Genomic DNA, 20,734 nt, shown 5'->3' on the forward strand with positions numbered 1-20,734 from the left:
CCGCGATGAACCTTTTTTTTATGGATACAGTAATAGTAATCAGGATGAGCAAGTGACTGGTTGTTACGTAGAAGGTTGAGTTAGAGCAAAGAACAGATACAACGATAGTTAGAACGAGATAACGGACGTAAAACAGGATTTTTGAATACTTAGAGAGGGTATTGCTAATGGAGAAGAGTGTTGCGGTAAAACTGAGGGGGGAAACAAATTTGAGAGAGAAAGTGACGCAAGTTGCTGTTGCAACCTGCGCCGACTTAAAATCTTATAGAGCTACAACGTTTGCAGCTTGAAGACCTTTTTGGCCTTGCTCTACTTCGAAAGACACTTGTTGGCCTTCTTTAAGAGTCTTGAAACCTTCAGAAGCGATTGCACGGAAGTGTACGAATACGTCAGCGCCGCCGTTGTCTTGAGTTAGGAAACCGAAACCTTTCTCTTCGTTAAACCATTTTACTACGCCGTTTGTTTTGTTAGACATGATGTGTCCCTTATATAAAAATAAAAAATTAATCGCCAAAAGTGCGATGCGCTGAAAGCTTGAATTATTTAATGTATCTATGAAGCCAAGGGAAACACTGAGAATAACAATGAAGCAATACTAAGGGTTTTACTTTACAACTGATGTTTCATTTAATAACTCTGAAAACAGAGCGAGGCCATTCTTGGTGATCTGGGTCGGGTTGTAAAGCTTTATTTGAAAATAATTGATGTTTTTTTGTTCGGTTGGCTTGAATTCAAGCCCAGCTAGGTCGCCGGGCTTGATTTGTAAGACTTTGATCTCAAAAAATTTACTCGTCCGGCTGCTTAGTTCTGAGATCGACATATGGCCAGTAATGGTGACCGACTCGAATCAACAGAGTTGCTGCTGCTAAGATAAATGCCGCTAAAGATAACCAAACGATCAATACCGCATCGAGTTCTTTCATGCCCAAAGTGATGTAACGAGCAATCGCCATCATCGCGATATAGATTGGGTATCGCACTGGGATCTTACCGTTCATCACAAACTGCTGAACCATCGCCAACACTTCTAAATAGATAAACATCAGCAGAATGTCGGTCAATTGCACTCGGCGTTCAGCGAAGACATGCATGAACTCTTCGACCATCGCAAACAAGGTCGCGAGCGTGATCGCCACCAGCAATACCGCTTCCATAATGTGGAATACTTTTAAAAACGGCTTACTAAAAGATTTAGGTAAGTGAGAAGGCATAGTCACTCTTCAAAAAATAATTAATCCAGTCTCTACAATAGCATGCATCAATATAAGTCGCGTACTGTCAAAGCACCGACTTTAGGCTAACGCCATCAACTCATCGGTAACCAACATTAAGAAGCAACGGTAAAAAGCAACAAATACAAAAATGGCCCCGCATTCACTGCAGAGCCATCTGTTTGTCTTTTACTTAGCGACTTCTTAGTGACTAATTAGCCTTAAAGCAGAATCAGGTAAGTTAAGAACACCACACACAGTCCGTAGATAAGCGGGTGTACTTCTTTGCGCTTACCTGCCACAACCATTGTGAATGCGTAGCTGATGAAGCCCATCGCCATACCGTTCGCTGGAGAGAAGCTTAGCACTGTGAACATGATGGTAAAGAAGGCTGCAATGCGTGACTCTTTCTTTTCCCAGTTGATCTGACCAAGACGACCTACCATGTAGATGCCGACTACTACCATCGCCGGTGCAACCATTGCAGCCGAGAAGATAGAGAAGATTGGGTATAGGAATAGCGAGATTAGGAACAAACCTGCTACCATCACTGCCGCTAAGCCCGTTTTCGCACCTTGAGAAGACGCAATACCTGACTCAGAGAATGCGGTAATTGATGTGGTACCAAGAATAGAGCCAATCACAGTACCGCCCGCATCTGCTACTAGAGCCGATTTCGCGTTTGGCACCTTACCGTCTTTATCGATGATGCCCGCATCACGGCCAACGCCGACAATGGTGCTCAAGCCATCAAAGAAATCGACAATCAAGAATATAAGTACGATGAACAGTAGGTCGAACATTTTCTCTGGCGTGAAAGCAGAGAAATCAAAGATAGCGCCGAAGCTGCCTGCCATGCTTGGTGGCATAGCAATGAACTGCTCTGGGATTGGTGCGTTTGAAGTGCCCATGAAGACGTCAGCAAGAATCGTCAATACGATAGCAGAAACGAATGAGATGAACGTTGCTAGCTTGATGTCACGAACCATACAACCCAGTGCGATGAAGATACTCACGTAAGCGATGATCACTTTTGGATCAGAAATGTCGCCTAAGCCTACCAATACGAATGGGTTAGAAACGATGATGCCCGCATTCTTAAGACCTAAGAAAGCAATGAACAGTCCGAGAGACACGGTAATCGCCAACTTCAAATCTTCAGGAATCGATTCAATCATCGATTTACGAATATTGGTCAATGAGAACGCAAGGTACAAAATACCAGATAGGAAGATACCGAACAGCGCTTCATTCCAAAGCACGGCAACAGATCCACTTAACAGCAGACCTTTGAAAAAGCCGTTCATACTCATGCCCGGCGCTAGCATTACAGGATAGTTGCCCCAAATGCCCATAATTAGGGTTGCGATTGCCGCAGACAGAGCCGTTGCAGTAAACACGGCACCTTTGTCCATGCCTGGAATATCACCCAAAATTGCTGGGTTAACCGCCAGAATGTAACTCATCGCCAAGAAAGTAATGAAACCCGCATACAGCTCAGTGCCAATCGTGGTTTTTCTTTCAGTGATTTTAAACATCGAATCAAGCGAGCCAGAGGTGTTCTGGGCTTTCAGGGTGGAATCGGTACTCACAACAAAACCTTTGCAATAAATTAAGAATTTGGTGATTCAAATGCTGTGAGAATAGAGAGGTCTCTACACTAAAAACTGTAGTCACCAAGGTAGGCTCGGTAGTAGAAACATCTAGTCCATATCACTAGATATATACAGCATTTAATCGTTTGCGCGGATTGTAAGGATTGAGATTAAAACTTCAACAAATTTTGTCCAGATCACATAAAAAAGTACCGATGACGAGTCATTACATTTATACAAAGATCTTTGAGAAGATCATTTGCTGATAAATAACGATCAAGCCAGTTGTTCTCAATCATCTAAATATGCTACTCTTCGCCTCCATTTTTCTGACCTAATTTTCACCAGTTGCTTCTATTAGTTTTACTCGTTATCTCTTTATAGACGTAACCAACGGCACAATTAGTAGATGCGCCATCGGAACAAAAATTAGAGTCAGTGCTATCTTTTAAAGTGTAGGTTTATTGCCTTCACTCAATCCAACCAACAGTGGAAATATACAGATGGGCAAAGGTACTCTTTACATCGTATCTGCACCTAGTGGCGCAGGTAAGTCGAGCTTGATCTCAGCAATGCTAGAAACCAATCCAACCTACGCAATGAAGGTATCTGTTTCACACACCACTCGCGGTATGCGCCCTGGTGAAGAAAATGGTGTTCACTACCACTTCGTAGAGAAGCATCATTTTGAAGACCTTATTACTAAAGGTGAATTCCTAGAATACGCTGAAGTGTTCGGCAACTACTACGGTACTTCACGCGTTTGGATTGAAGAAAACCTAAACCGCGGTATCGATGTATTCCTAGATATCGACTGGCAAGGTGCTCGTCAGATCCGTGAACAAATGCCTCAAGCGAAGAGTGTATTCATTCTTCCACCATCAAATGGTGAACTAGAGCGTCGTTTGAATGTTCGCGGTCAAGACAGCGACGAAGTTATTGCGAAACGCATGAGCGAAGCAAAATCAGAGATTTCTCACTATGCAGAATATGATTATGTGATCGTGAATGACGACTTTGATGCAGCCCTAATGGACTTCAGAGCTATCATTCGTGCGGAACGCTTAAAAGAAGATAAGCAAGCAGCGAAATACAACGGCATGCTTACTGCTTTATTAGCGGAATAATCTAGATCCCCTAGATTTTCTATTGAGATAAGTATACGGTGATCTAGAAAGTATCTAGTTAAACTTGTATACTTTCTCGTCATCAAAAATTTATTAGTTAATTACTATTTGGAGTCCTCATGGCACGCGTAACTGTTCAAGACGCTGTTGAAAAAGTTGGCAACCGTTTCGACCTAGTTCTTATTGCGGCTCGCCGCGCACGTCAAATGCAAACTGGCGGTAAAGATTCACTAGTGCCTGAAGAAAACGATAAGCCAACGGTTATCGCTCTTCGCGAAATTGAAGAAGGTCTTATCACTAAAGACGTACTAGATGCTCGTGAACGTCAAGAGCAACAAGAGCAAGAAGCGGCTGAACTTGCAGCAGTAAGCAGCATCGCTCACACTCGTTAAGAACGTCATTCGAACTAATTAACCTTCCGGGCCTTTAATTTGTATCTATTCGATAGCCTCAAAGACGTTGCCCAAGAATACCTAACAGAGCCTCAAATTGAGGCTCTGCGTCAATCTTATGTGGTAGCGAGAGACGCCCATGAAGGGCAAACCCGCTCAAGCGGTGAACCATACATTATCCACCCTGTAGCTGTTTCAAGAATCCTGGCAGAAATGCGTCTGGATATCGAAACCCTGCAAGCTGCTCTGCTTCATGATGTCATCGAAGACTGTGATGTCACTAAAGAAGATCTAGAGGAAAAATTTGGCAATACCGTTGCTGAATTGGTTGATGGTGTATCTAAGCTGGATAAGCTTAAATTTCGTGATCGCAAAGAAGCGCAAGCAGAGAACTTCCGCAAGATGGTTCTCGCCATGGTGCAAGACATCCGCGTTATCTTGATCAAATTAGCTGACCGTACTCACAACATGCGCACGCTTGGGGCACTTCGTCCTGACAAAAAGCGTCGTATTGCTCGTGAAACCCTAGAGATTTATTCTCCACTAGCTCACCGTCTTGGTATTCATAACATCAAGACCGAACTAGAAGAGCTGGGCTTTGAAGCCCTCTATCCTAACCGTTATCGCGTACTTAAAAACGTAGTGAAAGCTGCGCGTGGTAACCGTAAGGAAATGATCCAACGTATCCATAGCGAAATTGAAGGCCGCCTTGAAGAGGTCGGTTTGCCTGCTCGCGTACTTGGTCGTGAAAAAAACCTGTTCTCCATCTACAACAAGATGAAAACTAAAGAGCAGCGCTTCCACACCATTATGGACATCTACGCTTTCCGCGTCGTGGTTGATACCCCAGATACTTGTTATCGCGTACTTGGTCAGGCTCACAGCCTGTACAAGCCTCGCCCTGGCCGCATGAAAGATTACATTGCGGTACCAAAAGCCAACGGCTACCAATCTCTGCACACGTCAATGATCGGCCCTCACGGGGTGCCAGTTGAGGTTCAGATCCGTACTGAAGATATGGATCAAATGGCAGACAAAGGTGTCGCAGCGCACTGGTCTTACAAAGGCAACGGCTCACGCAGCAGTAATGGCACGACCGCACAGGTTAAAGCACAACGTTGGATGCAGAGCTTACTTGAGCTGCAACAAAGCGCAGGTAACTCATTCGAATTCATTGAAAACGTTAAGTCTGATCTGTTCCCTGATGAGATCTTTGTGTTCACGCCGAAAGGTCGCATTGTCGAACTTCCTGCGGGCGCAACAGCGGTCGATTTTGCTTACGCGGTACATACCGATGTCGGCAACATGTGTGTAGGTGCTCGTGTAGACATGAACCCTTACCCACTCAGCAAATCGCTGAAGAACGGTCAAACTATTGAGATCATCAGTGCTCCGGGCGCACGTCCGAATGCAGCATGGCTCAACTACGTAGTGACCTCACGCGCACGTACAAAGATCCGTCAGGTTCTAAAAACCATGCGTCGTGAAGAGTCGATCACGCTAGGCCGTCGTTTACTGAATCATGCACTTGGCGAACACTCTATTGCCGATATCGGCCAAGAGAATATTGACCATGTATTGTCTGACTTACGTCTAGAAAGCGCTGAAGACTTACTGGCGTCGATTGGTCTTGGTGAGCTGATGAGTATCGTAATTGCTCGTCGTCTGCTTGGTGATGCTGACGAACTGACTGAAGTAGAAAACAACAGTGACACACCGAGGAAGAAACTTCCGATCCGTGGTGCTGAAGGTCTACTACTGACGTTCGCTAACTGTTGTCACCCGATTCCAGATGATCACATCATTGCCCATGTATCGCCAGGTCGTGGCCTTGTGGTTCACCGTGAAACGTGTCCAAACGTTCGTGGTTACCAGAAAGAACCAGACAAATACATGGCGGTTGAATGGTCTGACGATTACGACCAAGAGTTCACCGCTGAACTTCAGGTTGATCTGCAGAACCACCAAGGTGCACTGGCTGAGTTAACTAACGTTATCTCAAAAACAGGCTCTAACATTCACGGTATTTCAACCGAAGAACGTGATGGACGCCTGTACACAGTGACTATCTTGCTGACCACCAAAGATCGTGTTCACCTTGCAAGTATTATGAAAAAGCTACGTGTGATGCCACACGCGCTGAAAGTAAGACGTCGTAAGAACTGATCAAAGTAAAGATGAGGGATTCGAGATGGCGAGATGCGAAGAGCAAAAGACTTCGTGACTCACCATCTTGGCTCCACATTTTTTTTAATCTTTTCGTATCTCGATTACCCGTATCCCGCATCTGCTCTTCATCCCTTCGCATCTCGATTACCCGAATCCCGAACCTGCTCTTAATCCCTTCGAATCTCGTTTACTCGCATCCCGTATCTGCTTCTAAGCTTTATCCTGTACAAAAATCCAGTAAAATGCTTGAATAGATTATCTCTCTTACGTTTATGAGCCTTGTTATGTCACAGCTTTTATCTGCTATCCCTCTCAACTCTTTATCTGGAGTCGGCGCTAAAGTCGCAGAGAAACTGGAAAAGGTTGGGCTTAACAACGTACAAGACCTACTGTTTCACCTACCTTTACGATACGAAGATCGAACACGCATCTACCCAATCGTAAAACTGCACGCTGGCCTTTGGGCTGCAGTACAAGGCAAGGTCATGCATGTCGATACCATTTTCGGTAAACGTAAGATGTTGGCGGTAAAGATCAGTGATGGTAATGGCACTATTACACTGCGTTTTTTCAACTTCACTGCAGGCATGAAGAATAACTTTGCCGAAGGCAAACAAGTGCATGCTTATGGTGAGATCAAGCGCGGTAATATGGGGCTTGAGATCGTCCACCCTGACTACAAATTCTTTGCGCCGAGGCAACAGCCAGACGTTGAAGCCAATCTGACTCCGGTGTACCCAACCACCGAAGGGCTAAGACAAGTCACGCTGCGTAATCTTACCGATCAAGCCTTAGAGCTAATCGACAAGGCCGCAGTTAACGAGCTTCTCCCATCAGGTTTATACGACCACCAAATTACCCTCGCACAAGCACTGCATACCATTCACAGGCCGCCCCCGGGCATTGACCTAGAGCTGTTTGATGAAGGCAAGCACCCTGCGCAACTGCGCCTAATTATGGAAGAGTTACTGGCTCAAAACCTGTCTATGTTGTCTGTTCGTAGCAAAGGGCAGCAAGACAAGGCAATGCCTTTTCCTCCAGTAAACACCCTTAAAGATAAGCTACTGGCTCAGCTGCCGTTTTCACCAACCAATGCCCAAGCACGAGTGACCAAAGAGATCGAAGCTGACTTGGAAAAGCCGCATCCTATGATGCGTTTAGTGCAAGGTGATGTGGGCTCTGGTAAAACCTTAGTCGCTGCACTGGCGGCGGTTCGCGCATTGGAACACGGTCAACAAGTAGCACTTATGGCACCCACTGAACTACTCGCAGAACAACACGCGATTAACTTTGCCAACTGGTTTGAGGCAATGGGTATTCAAGTTGGATGGCTAGCAGGTAAGCTCAAAGGCAAAGCTCGTGAAACTGAACTAACACGTATTGCCAGTGGCGAAGCGCAAATGGTGGTCGGTACTCATGCCCTGTTCCAAGAGCATGTCGAGTTCAAAAACCTTGGTTTAGTGATCATTGATGAGCAACACCGATTTGGTGTCCACCAGCGATTAGAGCTACGTGAGAAAGGCGCAAAGCAAGGCTACTACCCACATCAGTTGGTCATGACCGCTACCCCAATCCCACGAACGTTAGCAATGACGGCCTATGCCGACCTCGAAACTTCGATTATTGATGAACTGCCACCGGGACGAACCCCAATTCAAACCGTGGCAATTCCTGATACCAAGCGCGATGATATTGTCGAACGGGTGCGTAATGCGTGTCTCAATGAAGGCAAACAAGCCTACTGGGTATGTACGCTAATTGATGAATCCGAAGTATTAGAAGCGCAAGCCGCGGCCGACACTGCAGAAGAGCTGCAACGCAAACTACCAGATGTAAAAATTGGCTTGGTGCACGGCCGAATGAAACCCGCCGAGAAACAGGCGGTGATGAGAGAGTTCAAAGAGAACAAGCTGCATCTATTGGTTGCGACAACCGTGATTGAAGTGGGCGTGGATGTTCCGAATTCGAGCTTAATGATCATCGAGAACCCAGAACGTCTTGGCCTAGCGCAACTGCACCAACTGCGTGGCCGTGTCGGCCGAGGTTCGGTCGCAAGTCATTGTGTATTGTTGTATCACTCTCCGCTGTCTAAAACCGCTCAGAAACGCCTAGGTGTGCTACGTGAAAGTAACGATGGCTTTGTGATTGCACAGCGCGACTTAGAAATCCGTGGCCCCGGTGAATTGCTCGGTACCAAACAAACTGGCTTGGCTGATTTCAAGATCGCCGATCTAATTCGTGACCAACGTTTGATACCTGAAGTGCAGCGTATTGCGCGTCATATTCACGATAGCTACCCAGACAATGCTAAGGCGATCATCAACCGTTGGTTGGGTGAACGCGATGTTTACTCTAAGGCGTAGTTAACACTAAGGCATAGTTAACACTGAGACCGTATTCAAACGTAAAAAAGGCTTCCTCAAGGAAGCCTTTTTAGTGCTAGTAAACTTTCAGTTCTAGGGCTTAACAGGGAAACTGATCTGCGCTTTTAAGCCACCTTCACTACGATTATTCACGACTACCGCACCTTGATGTTGGCTGACAATACGTTTCACAATTGCTAAGCCCAAGCCCGTTCCTTCGCTACCACGAGCCGTGTCACCACGCGTGAACGGTTCAAACAACTTCCCGATCTGATCCTGCGGGATACCTGGACCATTATCTTCTACCGTTACCCAAGCAAGTTTATTATCCGCCGTCATGCCGGTAGACACTTTGACCCAACCATTACCATAACGCAGCGCATTTACTACCAAGTTACTCACCGCACGCTTCATCGCAATTGGGTTACCAAGCGCGGGCTTCATTGATTCCGGAATATCAGTTTCAATCTGCACTTCGTATCCACCTTCAGAGCTAGAAACCTCGCGAGCAATATCGTCAACAAACACCGCTTGGAATGAATCTCGATCAACGGGTTTTAAGTAGTCCATAAACTGGCTGATGATCTCGTTACACTCTTCAGTATCACTGATGATGCCTTCCGCTAAGTAACTGTCTTCTGGTGACATCATCTCAGTCGCTAAACGAATACGCGTTAACGGAGTACGTAAATCATGACTGATACCTGCCATCAACAAAGCGCGGTCTTCTTCGAGTTCTTGGATACCTTTCGACATCTGATTAAAGGCTCGGGTTACTGAACGAATCTCTTGCGCACCTTGTACTGGCAGGGGTGGTGGAATATCACCTCGCCCGACACCTTGCGCGGCTTTCTCCAGCGCAATCAACGGACGGTTTTGCAATCGGATAAACAGCCAACCACCTGCGACAATCAACAGCGCCATGATCAGACTGTTACGAAACAGTGGTGCAAAATCCTCTTCTTGCAGCTCTGATAACGGAATACGAATTAAAGAGTTGGGTAACTGCGCAATGTCCATCCACAGTACATAACTCTCTTTCCCCAAGATCAGCCGCACTTCGGTTTCAGAACCCAGCTCTTTGGTCATCTCCTCGCTCATCAAGTCAATCGCAACGGCGTGGTAATACTCACCCGCCGCTTCGCTGCCCTTGGCGTGAACGGTTACCCCGAGCTGTTCAAGCACACGCTGACGCAATGGCGCATCGATCTCGATATCACTGCCTTGGTCCAATACCAGGTTTAGCTCGTGAGCCAAAATCTTATTAAACTGCTGCAAACTTGGCATCAACGCATAGTTAAACACCGCGTAATAAGAAAAAATTTGGCTAGCGACCAATAGCGTTAAGAAAAGCACTATCGACTGAGTAAAGGAGCTACGTATACGCATGGGGTACCCGAGATGTAGAAAGATAAAGAAAGTGTTATATGACTATAACTCTAAACCATTGTGCTGAATAGAAAACGGGCCATCGCATATTAATGAGATGACCCGTAAGATTCACAGAATCGATAAAGCTACTGTAGAGCTTATTAAGCTGAATTACACAGCTTTGCCATCTGGAACGAATACATAACCCAAGCCCCACACCGTTTGGATGTAGCGAGGTTTGCTTGGATCTTCTTCAACTAGACGACGCAGACGTGAAATCTGAACATCGATAGAACGTTCCATTGCTGAATACTCACGGCCACGAGCCATGTTCATCAGCTTATCGCGAGACATTGGCTCACGAGCATTCGTTACCAAGGACTTAAGAACCGCAAATTCACCCGAAGTAAGCGGCATTGGCTCTTCACCGCGGAACATTTCGCGAGTACCTAGGTTCAAACGGAATTCACCAAATTCAACCACAGACTCTTCTGTACTTGGTGCGCCCGGCGCTTCAATGACTTGGCGACGCAGTACCGCTTTAATACGAGCAAGCAGTTCACGTGGGTTAAATGGTTTTGGCAGGTAATCATCAGCACCCACTTCCAAGCCCACAATGCGATCCACTTCATCACCCTTTGCTGTAAGCATCAGGATTGGTAGCGAGTTGTTTGCGTTTCGTAAACGACGACAGATCGATAGACCATCTTCGCCCGGCAACATTAAATCCAATACCATCAAGTGAAAATTTTCACGGGTTAACAGGCGGTCCATCTGCTCACTGTTTGCCACGCTACGCACTTGAAAGCCCTGCTCTGACAGATAGCGTTCTAACAGTGCACGTAAACGAGCATCGTCATCGACCACTAAAATTTTGTAGTTTTCTTGCATGTAATGGTTCCACCTATTAAAGCTTAAACCTAAGGTTAAGCATTCTTGGTAAATTGTATATTGGTATAAGACATTAAAAATGTAACATTATTGGAGAAAAAGTCGCCTAAATAATTGTTAACGTATGTTGCCTTTCTATATATTCTATCTTAGATCATCATTTCATTAAGTCAGATTTATGAAAACCAAACTTATTACTCGAGAAGGTTATAACAAGCTCAAAGCAGAACATGACCACTTATGGCACGAGAAACGCCCTGAAATTACTAAGATAGTCACTTGGGCGGCAAGCCTTGGAGATCGCTCAGAAAACGCAGATTACACCTTCAATAAGCGTCTACTTCGTCAGATCGATCGCCGAGTGCGTTTTTTAAGAAAGTTCCTACCTGATGTCACGATCGTTGATTACTCGCCACAACAAGAAGGTAAGGTATTTTTCGGTGCTTGGGTCGAAATTGAGAATGATGATGGGGAAATTAAGAAGTTTCGAATTGTCGGCCCAGAAGAGATCTACGGCGATGCTAAAGGCTATATCTCTATCGACTCACCAATGGCTAGAGCTCTGCTCAAGAAAGAAGTAGATGACGAGTTTACGGTAAAAACACCGGAAGGCGACAAAGAGTGGTTCATTAACTCGATTCGCTACGCAGACAACGAATAACCAAACTTAATAAACACTTAGCGATAAACTGAGTGTTCAGCAAACCCAAACTCCAGATAAAAGAAAACCCCGCAAGGCTTTCGCCTAGCGGGGTTAAGTCTCTATCGCAGCAATCCGGCTACTGTTTATCTCTTCGAGATAAGGTGCTCCCTGCATCTTTCCTTGATAGTGGCTAAATCCTTTAACCAATTTCCTTTTTGTTCATCGCCATCCTAGCGGTGTCCATTCTAGCCTGTCATCCTGACTGGCGAATCTCATCCAGAGATTATCACTTCCTTGCTGACCACTCATCCTAAGTAATCAAATCTTCATCCTGAAGATACCTAGTCCATTAGGCTTTTTCCTGTTCCTGCCAACTCCCTGTCGACAAGTTAAATATTACGGCAAATGGCCGTGTTTCCTAGATAGTCTTAAAAAACATTTCAGGTGAGAAATACGCCCACAAACACACAATCAAATAAAATCAGCAACTTAGTGTAACATCAAGACGATTTCATCGGTCTAAAGCGACTTAGTCTCACATCACTTGTAAGAGATCTCGCACAAAGCGGGTATCAGAAACGGAAATTCGACTTCTGACAGGATAATTACACAGCCAAAGCTAGAAAAAGCGTACGCTCACCCCCATGTATTTGTCATGATATTAAATAAGAGATTCATCGGATGAGCCAAGCTATCTGTCGACTGATCGCTGAAGAACTGAATGTCCGTTCTGAGCAAGTCACTGCCGCAGTAAACCTAATTGACGACGGTAACACCGTTCCCTTTATTGCCCGCTACCGTAAAGAAGTTACGGGTGGCTTAGACGATACCCAACTACGTAACCTTGATAGCCGCCTTTCATACCTTCGCGAGCTAGACGATCGTCGCCAAACAATTCTTAAGTCGATTCAAGACCAAGGAAAACTCACGCCAGAACTCGAGCGTGATATCACTCAAGCAGACAGCAAGACTCGCCTAGAAGATTTATACCTACCATACAAACCAAAGCGCCGTACCAAAGGTCAGATCGCGATTGAAGCGGGCTTAGAACCACTTGCCGACACACTGTGGAATGAACCACAGCACGATCCAGAAACGGAAGCGGCGAACTTCATCAGCAACGATAAAGGCATTGCCGATACCAAAGCTGCACTCGATGGCGCACGCGCGATCATCATGGAGCGCATTGCGGAAGACGCAAACCTGCTTGAAAAGATTCGCCAACACCTAAATCGTAATGCAGAGCTTGGTGCTCGTGTTGTGGCTGGCAAAGAGAACGAAGGTGAGAAGTTCAAAGACTACTTCGAGCATAACGAAGCTCTGAGCAAAGTACCGTCTCACCGTGCACTTGCCATGTTACGTGGCCGCAATGAAGGCTTCCTAACACTGGCAATGAACGCAGACCCAGAGCAAGAAGAAGGTGTACGTGGTTCTTACTGCGAAAACATCATCTCTGATCACTACGGTATTACCTTAAGCAGCGCACCTGCGGATGCATGGCGTAAGCAAGTGATTAGCTGGGCATGGCGCATCAAGGTTTCTATGCACATGGAAACAGAATTGATGGGCGCAATGAAAGAGCGTGCTGAGATCGAAGCGATTGAAGTATTCGCAACCAACCTAAAAGACCTACTCATGGCAGCGCCAGCTGGCCCTCGAGCAACCTTAGGCTTGGACCCGGGTTTACGTACCGGTTCGAAAATCGCTGTCGTGGATTCAACCGGTAAGGTTCTGGCAACAGAAACGATTTACCCTCACCCACCTCAAAAGCAATACGACAAATCGGCACACGTGGTTGAGCAGATGGTTCGTCAATTCAATGTTGATTTGATTGCGATTGGTAACGGTACGGCTTCACGCGAAACCGACAGCTTTGTGGCTGACGTAATTAAACGCGGCAACCTAAAAGCGCAAAAGATCATTGTTAGCGAAGCGGGCGCATCGGTGTATTCCGCGTCTGAACTAGCTGCAAAAGAGTTCCCGAACATGGATGTATCAATTCGTGGTGCGGTGTCTATTGCTCGTCGTCTGCAAGATCCACTGGCAGAGCTAGTGAAGATTGACCCTAAATCGATCGGTGTGGGCCAATACCAACACGATGTGAGCCAAACTATGCTCGCTAAGCGCCTAGATGCGATTGTCGAAGACTGTGTAAACGCGGTTGGTGTTGATGTGAATACCGCTTCGGCTGCGCTACTGACTCGTGTTGCTGGCCTGTCTAGCACCATCGCTCAGAACATCGTGGACTTCCGTGATGAAAATGGTCGTTTTGAAGCACGTACTACACTGAAAAAAGTCGCACGCTTGGGGCCAAAAGCCTTTGAACAGTGTGCCGGCTTCCTACGTATTATGGATGGCAAAAACCCACTGGATGCATCATCGGTTCACCCAGAAGCTTACCCAGTAGTGAAAAGCATCGCTGAGAAAAACCACAAAGACATCAAATCTCTGGTGGGTAACACCGACTTCTTACGTGGTTTGCACGCGGTTGATTACACCAATGAAAACTTTGGTGTTCCAACGGTCAGCGACATCATCAAGGAGCTGGATAAGCCGGGACGCGACCCTCGCCCTGAGTTCAAGACTGCAACCTTCGCCGATGGCGTAAACAGTGTTTCAGATCTAGAACCGGGCATGATTTTAGAAGGTGTGGTATCGAACGTGGCTAACTTTGGTGCCTTCGTTGATATTGGTGTTCACCAAGATGGCTTAGTGCATATTTCAGCGCTCACCGATCGCTTTGTCTCTGACCCACGTGAAGTGGTTAAAGCGGGCGACATCGTGAAAGTGAAGGTGATGGAAGTGGATGTTCAGCGTAAACGTATTGCACTAAGCATGCGTATGAAGGACGAGCCTGGACAAGACAACCGTGCTCAACGTTCAAGTGCACCTCGTACACAAAACCGCTCGAATCAAAACTCGCAAGGTGGCCAACGCCGTCGTGAAGAGCCGCAACAAAACGCTGCAATGGGTGGAGCATTCGCTGCCGCTTTTGCTAAAGCGAAAAAGTAATCCATTAGCTCATCTAAAAAGCTGATGTGCTTAAAACAGAAAACCTGCATCCCTTAGGGTATGCAGGTTTTTTTATTATGTGTTCAAAAAAGACATCGAAGCTTGGTTGTATTCTTCGTGTTTATACTCAAAATAATTGGAGTTGCAGCTAGGCAACAAGTAAGTTCAGCCCTATGAGCATAGGGGTTCTATGTGATTAGGGTGAACTTACGCAGTTAACAACGCTGCAGCTTCAAGTATGAAGAGTATAATTATAATACGACCAACATCTCTGACGGAGCATGAGGCGCAACAGCATGACCATAATGATACTTTATGACCTTACGTCGTTTCTCCATCTGTCCTTCCTGAATCGCCGCATCTAAAACATGCTTTGGCAGGCGGAAACGCATGGTATAACCTTTGCCTTGATCAGCACTGTATGTTTTCAGTGCCAATAAGCTGAACAGCCGATCAAAAGGGTCTTGTGGCTCTTCTTGGCTAACCGAATTGGCCTCTGACTCGTTCTCCATTTCATAACCTGGATGGTCTGAAGGATCCCAAGCCGACTGCTGCCTTCGTTTATCGTCTGATTTTACCTTACGCTCTGCATTGGTTCTCGCCAATGCTACTGCGGGAGCAACAGGCTCTCGGACTCTATTATCACGCGCAACTTGCTCTGTTTGCACATTAACGGACGGGGCGATTAGTGGCACACTCACTGCAGTTGCAGGTGACACAATCATCGCGAACTCTCCTCAAGAATCGCCCATCACTATTGCCATAGCACTGTTATACCGAGAACGCACAACAGGCATAGCCCAACTTACCGCAATCAGCTCTGGAGAGAGTTAGGTCTGAGTATCATGCAACACGTTGGTGTTATACCAATCGTAGTAAATAACTGATCATCCTAGCTTGTTAAAATGCTCGATAACGGCGTTAGATTTTTTGATTGTAGAATAACTACTTATCGAAACTACTTGTCAAAAAAAAGCTGCCTTGTTCTCAAGCCTTTTACCTACGCTATTTTTGAACACTTACTTACTGTGATTGGTATTAGCTTATATATCGACCAAGCCGGATATATATTTAGCAATTATTTTTGTGCGAAGCTGACAAGCTCACTGCAAAAGGCATCCGCTTCGGTCATAAACGGTGCATGCGAAGACTGGGTAAATATGTATTGCTCGGTATGAGGCAAGGCTGTGCCTAAGTCTTTCGCAACCTTGATTGGCACCAATCCATCTAATCGACCATACAAGCGTAGCATTGGTACTGAAATCTCAGGCAGTTGTTCACGCAGATCGACATCCGACAGCATCTTTAATCCTGCCAATAATGAGTCAGGGTTCGGCAACGGGCGAGACAGCACCGCTTGCTTGAGTTGTTTTACATCTTGCCTTGCTGAAGGGCTGCCCATGGCTTGCAATGCCATAAAGCGTTCGATGGTGGTTTGGAAATCTTCAACCAGTTGCTCGGTGAATGCGCTTAATACGTTGGGCTGAATGCCTCGCCATAACACGGGCTCTTTTGCAGCGGCGAATTTGGGAGAACTGGCGACAGTCACCAGCTTGCTCACGTAATCTGAGTGATGGAGAGCCATGTGCGTTGCGACCAAGCCTCCAAGTGACCAACCCACCCAAATCGCTTGCTTTGGTGCTTCGGCCAAAAGCTGCTGAGCAATCTCTTCAAGATCTTGAGCGTGGCAGTGCGCGCTGTGTCCATACCCTGGTAAATCGACAACATGCACTCGAAAATCAGCTTGTAATGCATTAACGGTTTGTTGCCATACCGCACCGTTCATTCCCCAGCCGTGAACCAGTACTAAATCAGGCCCTTGCCCAGAAACATGCCAATATAACGCGTCACTCATTCTCAATATTCCCTACTTTTTCCATCAGCGATAATCCGCGCTTTTCAGTATGGTGAGCAAAAGGAACACCATAACCCAAAAGCATCACGAGCTATGTTATCCGATTGGCTACAAAAACACACACCACGTCTGGTCACACCTCAATGCCACCTGTGCAAACTTGATAAACTGCCCAGTGATACACATCCTCGATGGTGCAATTCTTGTCTCAAACTCTTTCAGCCAGTACCACGCTGCCAACGATGTGGTTTAAAAACACTGCTCACAGTAGAGCAGTGCGGACAGTGCTTATCTCAACCTCCACCTTGGCATCGCCTCTACTGTGTCGGCGATTACACCTTCCCTACAGCAGGTTACATTCAGCAAATGAAGTACGCTGATAAGTTTTGGTTTGCACGTGATCTATCTAAGCTATTGGCATCACGTATCGAATATCCTGCTCCGCTGATCACCAGCGTGCCGCTGCATTGGCGTCGATATACTCATCGCGGCTTTAATCAAAGTAAGCTGCTAGCCGACTACACGGCTCAAGAGCTTGGCGTTGAAAGTGATGTGCTCTTTCGTCGAATTCGCTCAACGGCTTCCCAGCAGGGGCTGACTAAATCCGCACGATTACACAATCTAAAGAGCGCTTTTGCGCTGCGAAAACAAGACGTTCAAGGAACTATCCCCTCTCACGTCGCGATAATTGATGATGTTGTAACCACCGGCAGTACTGTGTATCAATTATGCCAATTACTACTTGAAGTGGACGTTAAAAGGATTGATATTTACTGCATCTGCCGCACTCCTGAGCCCTCTGGATAAAAGCTGTGAATCACTACTTGTACAGCAATCCAACAAAAAAGGGCTGAATTACAAATCTGACAGGAGTAGAATGGCGCTAATAACCTACAAATCTACTCAGGTATTCGTCGTGTCAAATATTACTATTACAGAAACAGCTCAAACTCACTTTGCCAATCTGCTGTCACAGCAGCCTGAAGGTACAAACATTCGTGTGTTCGTGGTAAACCCGGGTACACAAAACGCAGAGTGTGGTGTTTCTTACTGCCCAACAGATGCTATCGAAGCGTCTGACACAGAGCTTAAATTCGAAGCTTTCTCTGCATACGTAGATGAGCTAAGCCTACCGTTCCTAGATGAAGCTGAAATTGACTTCGTTACTGACAAAATGGGCTCTCAGCTAACGCTTAAAGCACCAAACGCTAAGATGCGTAAAGTCGCAGACGATGCACCACTTCTAGAACGTGTTGAATACGCAATTCAAACACAAGTTAACCCACAACTTGCTGGTCACGGCGGTCACGTTAGCTTGGTAGAAATCACTGAAGACGGCGCAGCTATTGTAGCATTCGGTGGTGGTTGTAACGGTTGTTCTATGGTTGATGTAACGCTAAAAGAAGGCATCGAGAAAGAACTTCTTCAACAGTTTGAAGGTGAACTGACTGCTGTTCGTGATGCAACTGAGCACGATCGTGGTGAGCACTCTTACTACTAATCACTGATTTAGTGTTAGTTGTTATTTGAAAGGTTGATGCGCAAGCATCAACCTTTTTTGTTATGTGGATAAGCAAGTTAGGACTATCGCGTTCTCTCTATACTCTTTTGCTATACAACCATATTTTCACCTCGTTACCATCTTGAGTAAGGTATTCAAGTGATCGTAATCGATTCCTGCTTCAATAATTTTCGGATATGAAAACTCGGATCTAGGAACTCAAGGTCATTTCCCCTATATTAGAATGACTTTATAAGAAAGAATTCCAATGAGCTAAGGAGCGAGCGCAATGACGAAAAGGACCAAGCCAGAGATTTTGGCTAAACAAACTGTCGCTCAATCAAGACTATTCTCTATCGAGTCTCTCGACTTACGCTTTTCAAACGGCGAAGAGCGCACTTACGAACGCATGAAGCCCAGCGGCCGCAACGCAGTGATGATGGTTCCTATTACTGAGCAAGGCGATATTCTATTAGTACGTGAATATGCAGCGGGAACTGAACGCTACGAACTTGGCTTTCCAAAAGGGCTGATTGATCCAGGTGAGCAGCCAAACGAAGCCGCCGTTCGCGAACTCAAAGAAGAGATAGGCTTCGGTGCCAACAAGCTTACTCCGCTGAAGGAAGTGATCCTTGCACCCTCTTACTTCTCTAGCAAAATGACGCTGTTTATTGCAGAAGACCTCTACCCAGAAAAGCTAGAAGGTGATGAGCCAGAGCCTCTCGATATTGTGCGCTGGCCACTTGCTCAAGCCGAAGAACTGTTAACACATCTCGATTTCTGTGAGGCTCGGAGTATTACAGCCCTGCTTTTAAGCCTTCGTGTATTAAACAATAACTAGAACATTCAGGCTCGCTCTAAGAGTAAGAGAACATTTATGCCAATAACAAAAGATTTGTCTCACCTCCTACCCTCTGTCATTGAGATTGCTCGCTCTGCTGGTCAACTCATCTTAGAGATCTACGAGAAAAAGGATTACGAAGAGTTCATTAAGAGTGATGACACTCCAGTAACCAGTGCCGATCTTGCAGCACATAAGCTGATATTAAAAAAACTCAGTGAATTGACGCCTGATATTCCCGTATTATCCGAAGAAGACGCAGACATCAGCCTAGAGCAACGCTCTCAATGGGATCGCTACTGGTTAGTTGACCCACTGGACGGCACCCAGGAGTTCATCGCACGAAGTGGTGATTTCGCGACAATTATCGCCCTAATCGAGCATAACAAGCCAGTGATGGGCGTGGTATACGCACCCGTTTCAGGTGTGAGCTATTACGCTTACAGTGGCAAAGGCGCTTGGAAGATCCCAGACCTTAATGACAGCGTGAAAATCAAAACGCATCGTCACGAGCTGCCAAACCAGTCAATCGCCATGGCGATCAGCCGTCGCCAGGACATCAATCGCATCACTAGCCGTATGAGCTCAGCATGGAATTATGATTTGGTTCCTCTAGGCTCAGCAGCGCTTAAGGCCTGTTTAGTCGCAGAAGGCGCTGTGGATTGTTATCTGCGCCTTGGACCAACCGGAGAGTGGGATACCGCCGCAACGCAGTGCATTGTTGAAGAAGCTGGCGGACGTATCTTAAGTACTCAACTAGAACCGCTTTCGTACAATGAAAGAGAAACGCTAGAAAACCCGAACTTCATTGTACTCGGTGATGCAGATTTACCGTGGGTAGAAATTTTGCAAGGCAAAGACTAGGCGAGTTTGCTCCCTTTAACTGTCAGATATCCTCTAGATTCTCAGAACAAACAAAACGGGCACCTCAGTGAGGTGCCCGTTTTTTATATCTCGTAATTTAGTGACCCTTAGCCGTTTAGCTAAAAACGACCTTGATAAGTAAACTGGTACTTACCTTGGCTATCAGGATTACCCAACCATTTAAGCTGATTTTGCATCGTTGGCGGGAATTCAACACCCGGTTTAAACCACGCTGCAGATGTGTAGCGCTGGTTAGATGTTAGACTCGCTGAGAACTCACTGTCTACTTGAGTGCTCTTCTGAACGCCTTTGGCTGCAATTGTACTGTCTTCACAGGTTATGTCCGCAATCACAGGACCAAGGTCTAACGAACCAACAGGTGAATCGACTGCAGCACCAGACCAAGCCACAGTACCTTCACCAGACTGACACCAAGGTTGAGCATGAACCGCATGCTTGATCGTCAGCTCAACCTTTCCACCAATTGAAACCGGGACTGGAATGGCTGGGGCGTATTTCATCACGTTCATAGCAGGCATTGAGGCCACTAAGTTCTCTGCATACGCGCCACTCATGCTGTACCCGACACGCCCTTTACCTGACAAGTTCATGTCGCTGTTACGACCAAAACGAACCGCCAGTTCTGCTTTGGCTTGAAATAGCTTAGAAAACTGGAAGTCCCACTGCACTGAACCGTAATTAACACGCTGCCAGGCGATATTATTGGCGCTGCCCTGCCAAACCGTTCCTTCAACACCTTCAATATTCAAGCCACGCACAGCCGGTGCATGTTTGAGTACAAAAGAGGCCGGTAGATGCAGCAACAGACTAACCGAGAAAAAGACAATAAAGATGCCGCCAAAAAGTAAACCTAACTTCAAAGATAAACCGCGTTTCAC

General features: G+C 46.2%; 18 protein-coding genes and 1 riboswitch. Of the genes, 10 read left to right on the forward strand and 8 right to left on the reverse strand.

Annotated elements, in window-relative coordinates:
• Positions 1-262: 262 nt before the first annotated feature.
• The 3 genes from AB4274_RS17155 to AB4274_RS17165 form a co-directional block, all read right to left on the reverse strand.
• Positions 263-475: a cold-shock protein gene (locus tag AB4274_RS17155; protein ID WP_004735656.1), complete on the reverse strand. Its 213-nt coding sequence runs from the start codon at positions 473-475 to the stop codon at positions 263-265.
• Positions 476-785: 310 nt separating this feature from the next.
• On the reverse strand, positions 786-1,211 hold the full coding sequence (locus AB4274_RS17160) for a phosphate-starvation-inducible protein PsiE (RefSeq protein ID WP_017062464.1): 426 nt from the start codon (positions 1,209-1,211) through the stop codon (positions 786-788).
• Between the two features lie 221 nt (positions 1,212-1,432).
• Complete coding sequence (locus tag AB4274_RS17165; RefSeq protein WP_017062465.1) at positions 1,433-2,803, reverse strand: NCS2 family permease; 1,371 nt, start codon at positions 2,801-2,803, stop codon at positions 1,433-1,435.
• A 58-nt stretch (positions 2,804-2,861) separates the two neighbouring features.
• Positions 2,862-2,961: riboswitch (purine riboswitch) on the reverse strand.
• A 348-nt stretch (positions 2,962-3,309) separates the two neighbouring features.
• Here AB4274_RS17165 and gmk point away from each other — a divergent pair.
• The 4 genes from gmk to recG all read left to right on the forward strand — a co-directional run bounded on the left by gmk (position 3,310) and on the right by recG (position 8,857).
• Positions 3,310-3,933, forward strand: coding sequence for a guanylate kinase (gene gmk / locus AB4274_RS17170; protein ID WP_371724910.1), 624 nt, complete (start codon positions 3,310-3,312; stop codon positions 3,931-3,933).
• Positions 3,934-4,052: 119 nt separating this feature from the next.
• Positions 4,053-4,325, forward strand: coding sequence for a DNA-directed RNA polymerase subunit omega (gene rpoZ, locus AB4274_RS17175; protein ID WP_009848003.1), 273 nt, complete (start codon positions 4,053-4,055; stop codon positions 4,323-4,325).
• A gap of 39 nt (positions 4,326-4,364) precedes the next feature.
• Positions 4,365-6,491, forward strand: a complete 2,127-nt coding sequence (gene spoT / locus AB4274_RS17180; RefSeq protein ID WP_372097570.1) for a bifunctional GTP diphosphokinase/guanosine-3',5'-bis pyrophosphate 3'-pyrophosphohydrolase — start codon at positions 4,365-4,367, stop codon at positions 6,489-6,491.
• A 287-nt stretch (positions 6,492-6,778) separates the two neighbouring features.
• A complete protein-coding gene (gene recG / locus AB4274_RS17185) occupies positions 6,779-8,857 on the forward strand; it encodes an ATP-dependent DNA helicase RecG (RefSeq protein WP_017062468.1) in 2,079 nt (692 codons plus the stop codon).
• 93 nt (positions 8,858-8,950) lie between these two features.
• On the opposite strand, the gene envZ is transcribed toward recG, so the two are convergent.
• Positions 8,951-10,246, reverse strand: a complete 1,296-nt coding sequence (envZ, locus tag AB4274_RS17190; protein ID WP_372112710.1) for a two-component system sensor histidine kinase EnvZ — start codon at positions 10,244-10,246, stop codon at positions 8,951-8,953.
• Between the two features lie 153 nt (positions 10,247-10,399).
• Positions 10,400-11,119 (reverse strand): two-component system response regulator OmpR, encoded by a 720-nt coding sequence (gene ompR / locus AB4274_RS17195; protein ID WP_008218409.1) that lies wholly within the window; start codon positions 11,117-11,119, stop codon positions 10,400-10,402.
• Between the two features lie 178 nt (positions 11,120-11,297).
• Here ompR and greB point away from each other — a divergent pair, with 178 nt between their 5' ends.
• Positions 11,298-11,780: a transcription elongation factor GreB gene (gene greB, locus AB4274_RS17200; RefSeq protein ID WP_017062470.1), complete on the forward strand. Its 483-nt coding sequence runs from the start codon at positions 11,298-11,300 to the stop codon at positions 11,778-11,780.
• 663 nt (positions 11,781-12,443) lie between these two features.
• Positions 12,444-14,774 (forward strand): Tex family protein, encoded by a 2,331-nt coding sequence (locus AB4274_RS17205; protein ID WP_372112712.1) that lies wholly within the window; start codon positions 12,444-12,446, stop codon positions 14,772-14,774.
• Between the two features lie 251 nt (positions 14,775-15,025).
• Here the strand turns inward: AB4274_RS17205 and AB4274_RS17210 are convergent, their stop codons facing one another.
• Positions 15,026-15,499 (reverse strand): hypothetical protein, encoded by a 474-nt coding sequence (locus tag AB4274_RS17210; protein ID WP_017063078.1) that lies wholly within the window; start codon positions 15,497-15,499, stop codon positions 15,026-15,028.
• 353 nt (positions 15,500-15,852) lie between these two features.
• On the reverse strand, positions 15,853-16,629 hold the full coding sequence (gene bioH / locus AB4274_RS17215) for a pimeloyl-ACP methyl ester esterase BioH (protein ID WP_017063077.1): 777 nt from the start codon (positions 16,627-16,629) through the stop codon (positions 15,853-15,855).
• Positions 16,630-16,722: 93 nt separating this feature from the next.
• Between bioH and AB4274_RS17220 the strand changes: the two genes are divergently transcribed.
• The 4 genes from AB4274_RS17220 to cysQ all read left to right on the forward strand — a co-directional run bounded on the left by AB4274_RS17220 (position 16,723) and on the right by cysQ (position 19,835).
• Complete coding sequence (locus AB4274_RS17220) at positions 16,723-17,436, forward strand: ComF family protein (protein WP_170962812.1); 714 nt, start codon at positions 16,723-16,725, stop codon at positions 17,434-17,436.
• 109 nt (positions 17,437-17,545) lie between these two features.
• Positions 17,546-18,130, forward strand: a complete 585-nt coding sequence (gene nfuA, locus AB4274_RS17225; protein WP_004741449.1) for a Fe-S biogenesis protein NfuA — start codon at positions 17,546-17,548, stop codon at positions 18,128-18,130.
• A gap of 289 nt (positions 18,131-18,419) precedes the next feature.
• Entirely contained in the window at positions 18,420-18,971 is a 552-nt protein-coding gene (gene nudE / locus AB4274_RS17230) for an ADP compounds hydrolase NudE (RefSeq protein WP_017062476.1), read from the forward strand.
• A 36-nt stretch (positions 18,972-19,007) separates the two neighbouring features.
• Complete coding sequence (gene cysQ / locus AB4274_RS17235) at positions 19,008-19,835, forward strand: 3'(2'),5'-bisphosphate nucleotidase CysQ (RefSeq protein WP_017062477.1); 828 nt, start codon at positions 19,008-19,010, stop codon at positions 19,833-19,835.
• A gap of 119 nt (positions 19,836-19,954) precedes the next feature.
• Here the strand turns inward: cysQ and AB4274_RS17240 are convergent, their stop codons facing one another.
• A complete protein-coding gene (locus AB4274_RS17240; RefSeq protein ID WP_017063075.1) occupies positions 19,955-20,734 on the reverse strand; it encodes a type II secretion system protein N in 780 nt (259 codons plus the stop codon).

The organism is Vibrio sp. 10N.261.55.A10 (assembly GCF_041470825.1).
GTDB lineage: Bacteria > Pseudomonadota > Gammaproteobacteria > Enterobacterales > Vibrionaceae > Vibrio > Vibrio crassostreae_C.

What these genes read in the sequence shown, in the direction of transcription:
- AB4274_RS17155 (WP_004735656.1), bottom strand. Translation starts at nt 475, where the DNA reads ATGTCTAACAAAACAAACGGCGTAGTAAAATGGTTTAACGAAGAGAAA.
- AB4274_RS17160 (WP_017062464.1), bottom strand. Translation starts at nt 1,211, where the DNA reads ATGCCTTCTCACTTACCTAAATCTTTTAGTAAGCCGTTTTTAAAAGTA.
- gmk (WP_371724910.1), top strand. Translation starts at nt 3,310, where the DNA reads ATGGGCAAAGGTACTCTTTACATCGTATCTGCACCTAGTGGCGCAGGT.
- rpoZ (WP_009848003.1), top strand. Translation starts at nt 4,053, where the DNA reads ATGGCACGCGTAACTGTTCAAGACGCTGTTGAAAAAGTTGGCAACCGT.
- recG (WP_017062468.1), top strand. Translation starts at nt 6,779, where the DNA reads ATGTCACAGCTTTTATCTGCTATCCCTCTCAACTCTTTATCTGGAGTC.
- envZ (WP_372112710.1), bottom strand. Translation starts at nt 10,246, where the DNA reads ATGCGTATACGTAGCTCCTTTACTCAGTCGATAGTGCTTTTCTTAACG.
- ompR (WP_008218409.1), bottom strand. Translation starts at nt 11,119, where the DNA reads ATGCAAGAAAACTACAAAATTTTAGTGGTCGATGACGATGCTCGTTTA.
- greB (WP_017062470.1), top strand. Translation starts at nt 11,298, where the DNA reads ATGAAAACCAAACTTATTACTCGAGAAGGTTATAACAAGCTCAAAGCA.
- AB4274_RS17205 (WP_372112712.1), top strand. Translation starts at nt 12,444, where the DNA reads ATGAGCCAAGCTATCTGTCGACTGATCGCTGAAGAACTGAATGTCCGT.
- AB4274_RS17210 (WP_017063078.1), bottom strand. Translation starts at nt 15,499, where the DNA reads ATGATTGTGTCACCTGCAACTGCAGTGAGTGTGCCACTAATCGCCCCG.
- bioH (WP_017063077.1), bottom strand. Translation starts at nt 16,629, where the DNA reads ATGAGTGACGCGTTATATTGGCATGTTTCTGGGCAAGGGCCTGATTTA.
- AB4274_RS17220 (WP_170962812.1), top strand. Translation starts at nt 16,723, where the DNA reads ATGTTATCCGATTGGCTACAAAAACACACACCACGTCTGGTCACACCT.
- nudE (WP_017062476.1), top strand. Translation starts at nt 18,420, where the DNA reads ATGACGAAAAGGACCAAGCCAGAGATTTTGGCTAAACAAACTGTCGCT.
- cysQ (WP_017062477.1), top strand. Translation starts at nt 19,008, where the DNA reads ATGCCAATAACAAAAGATTTGTCTCACCTCCTACCCTCTGTCATTGAG.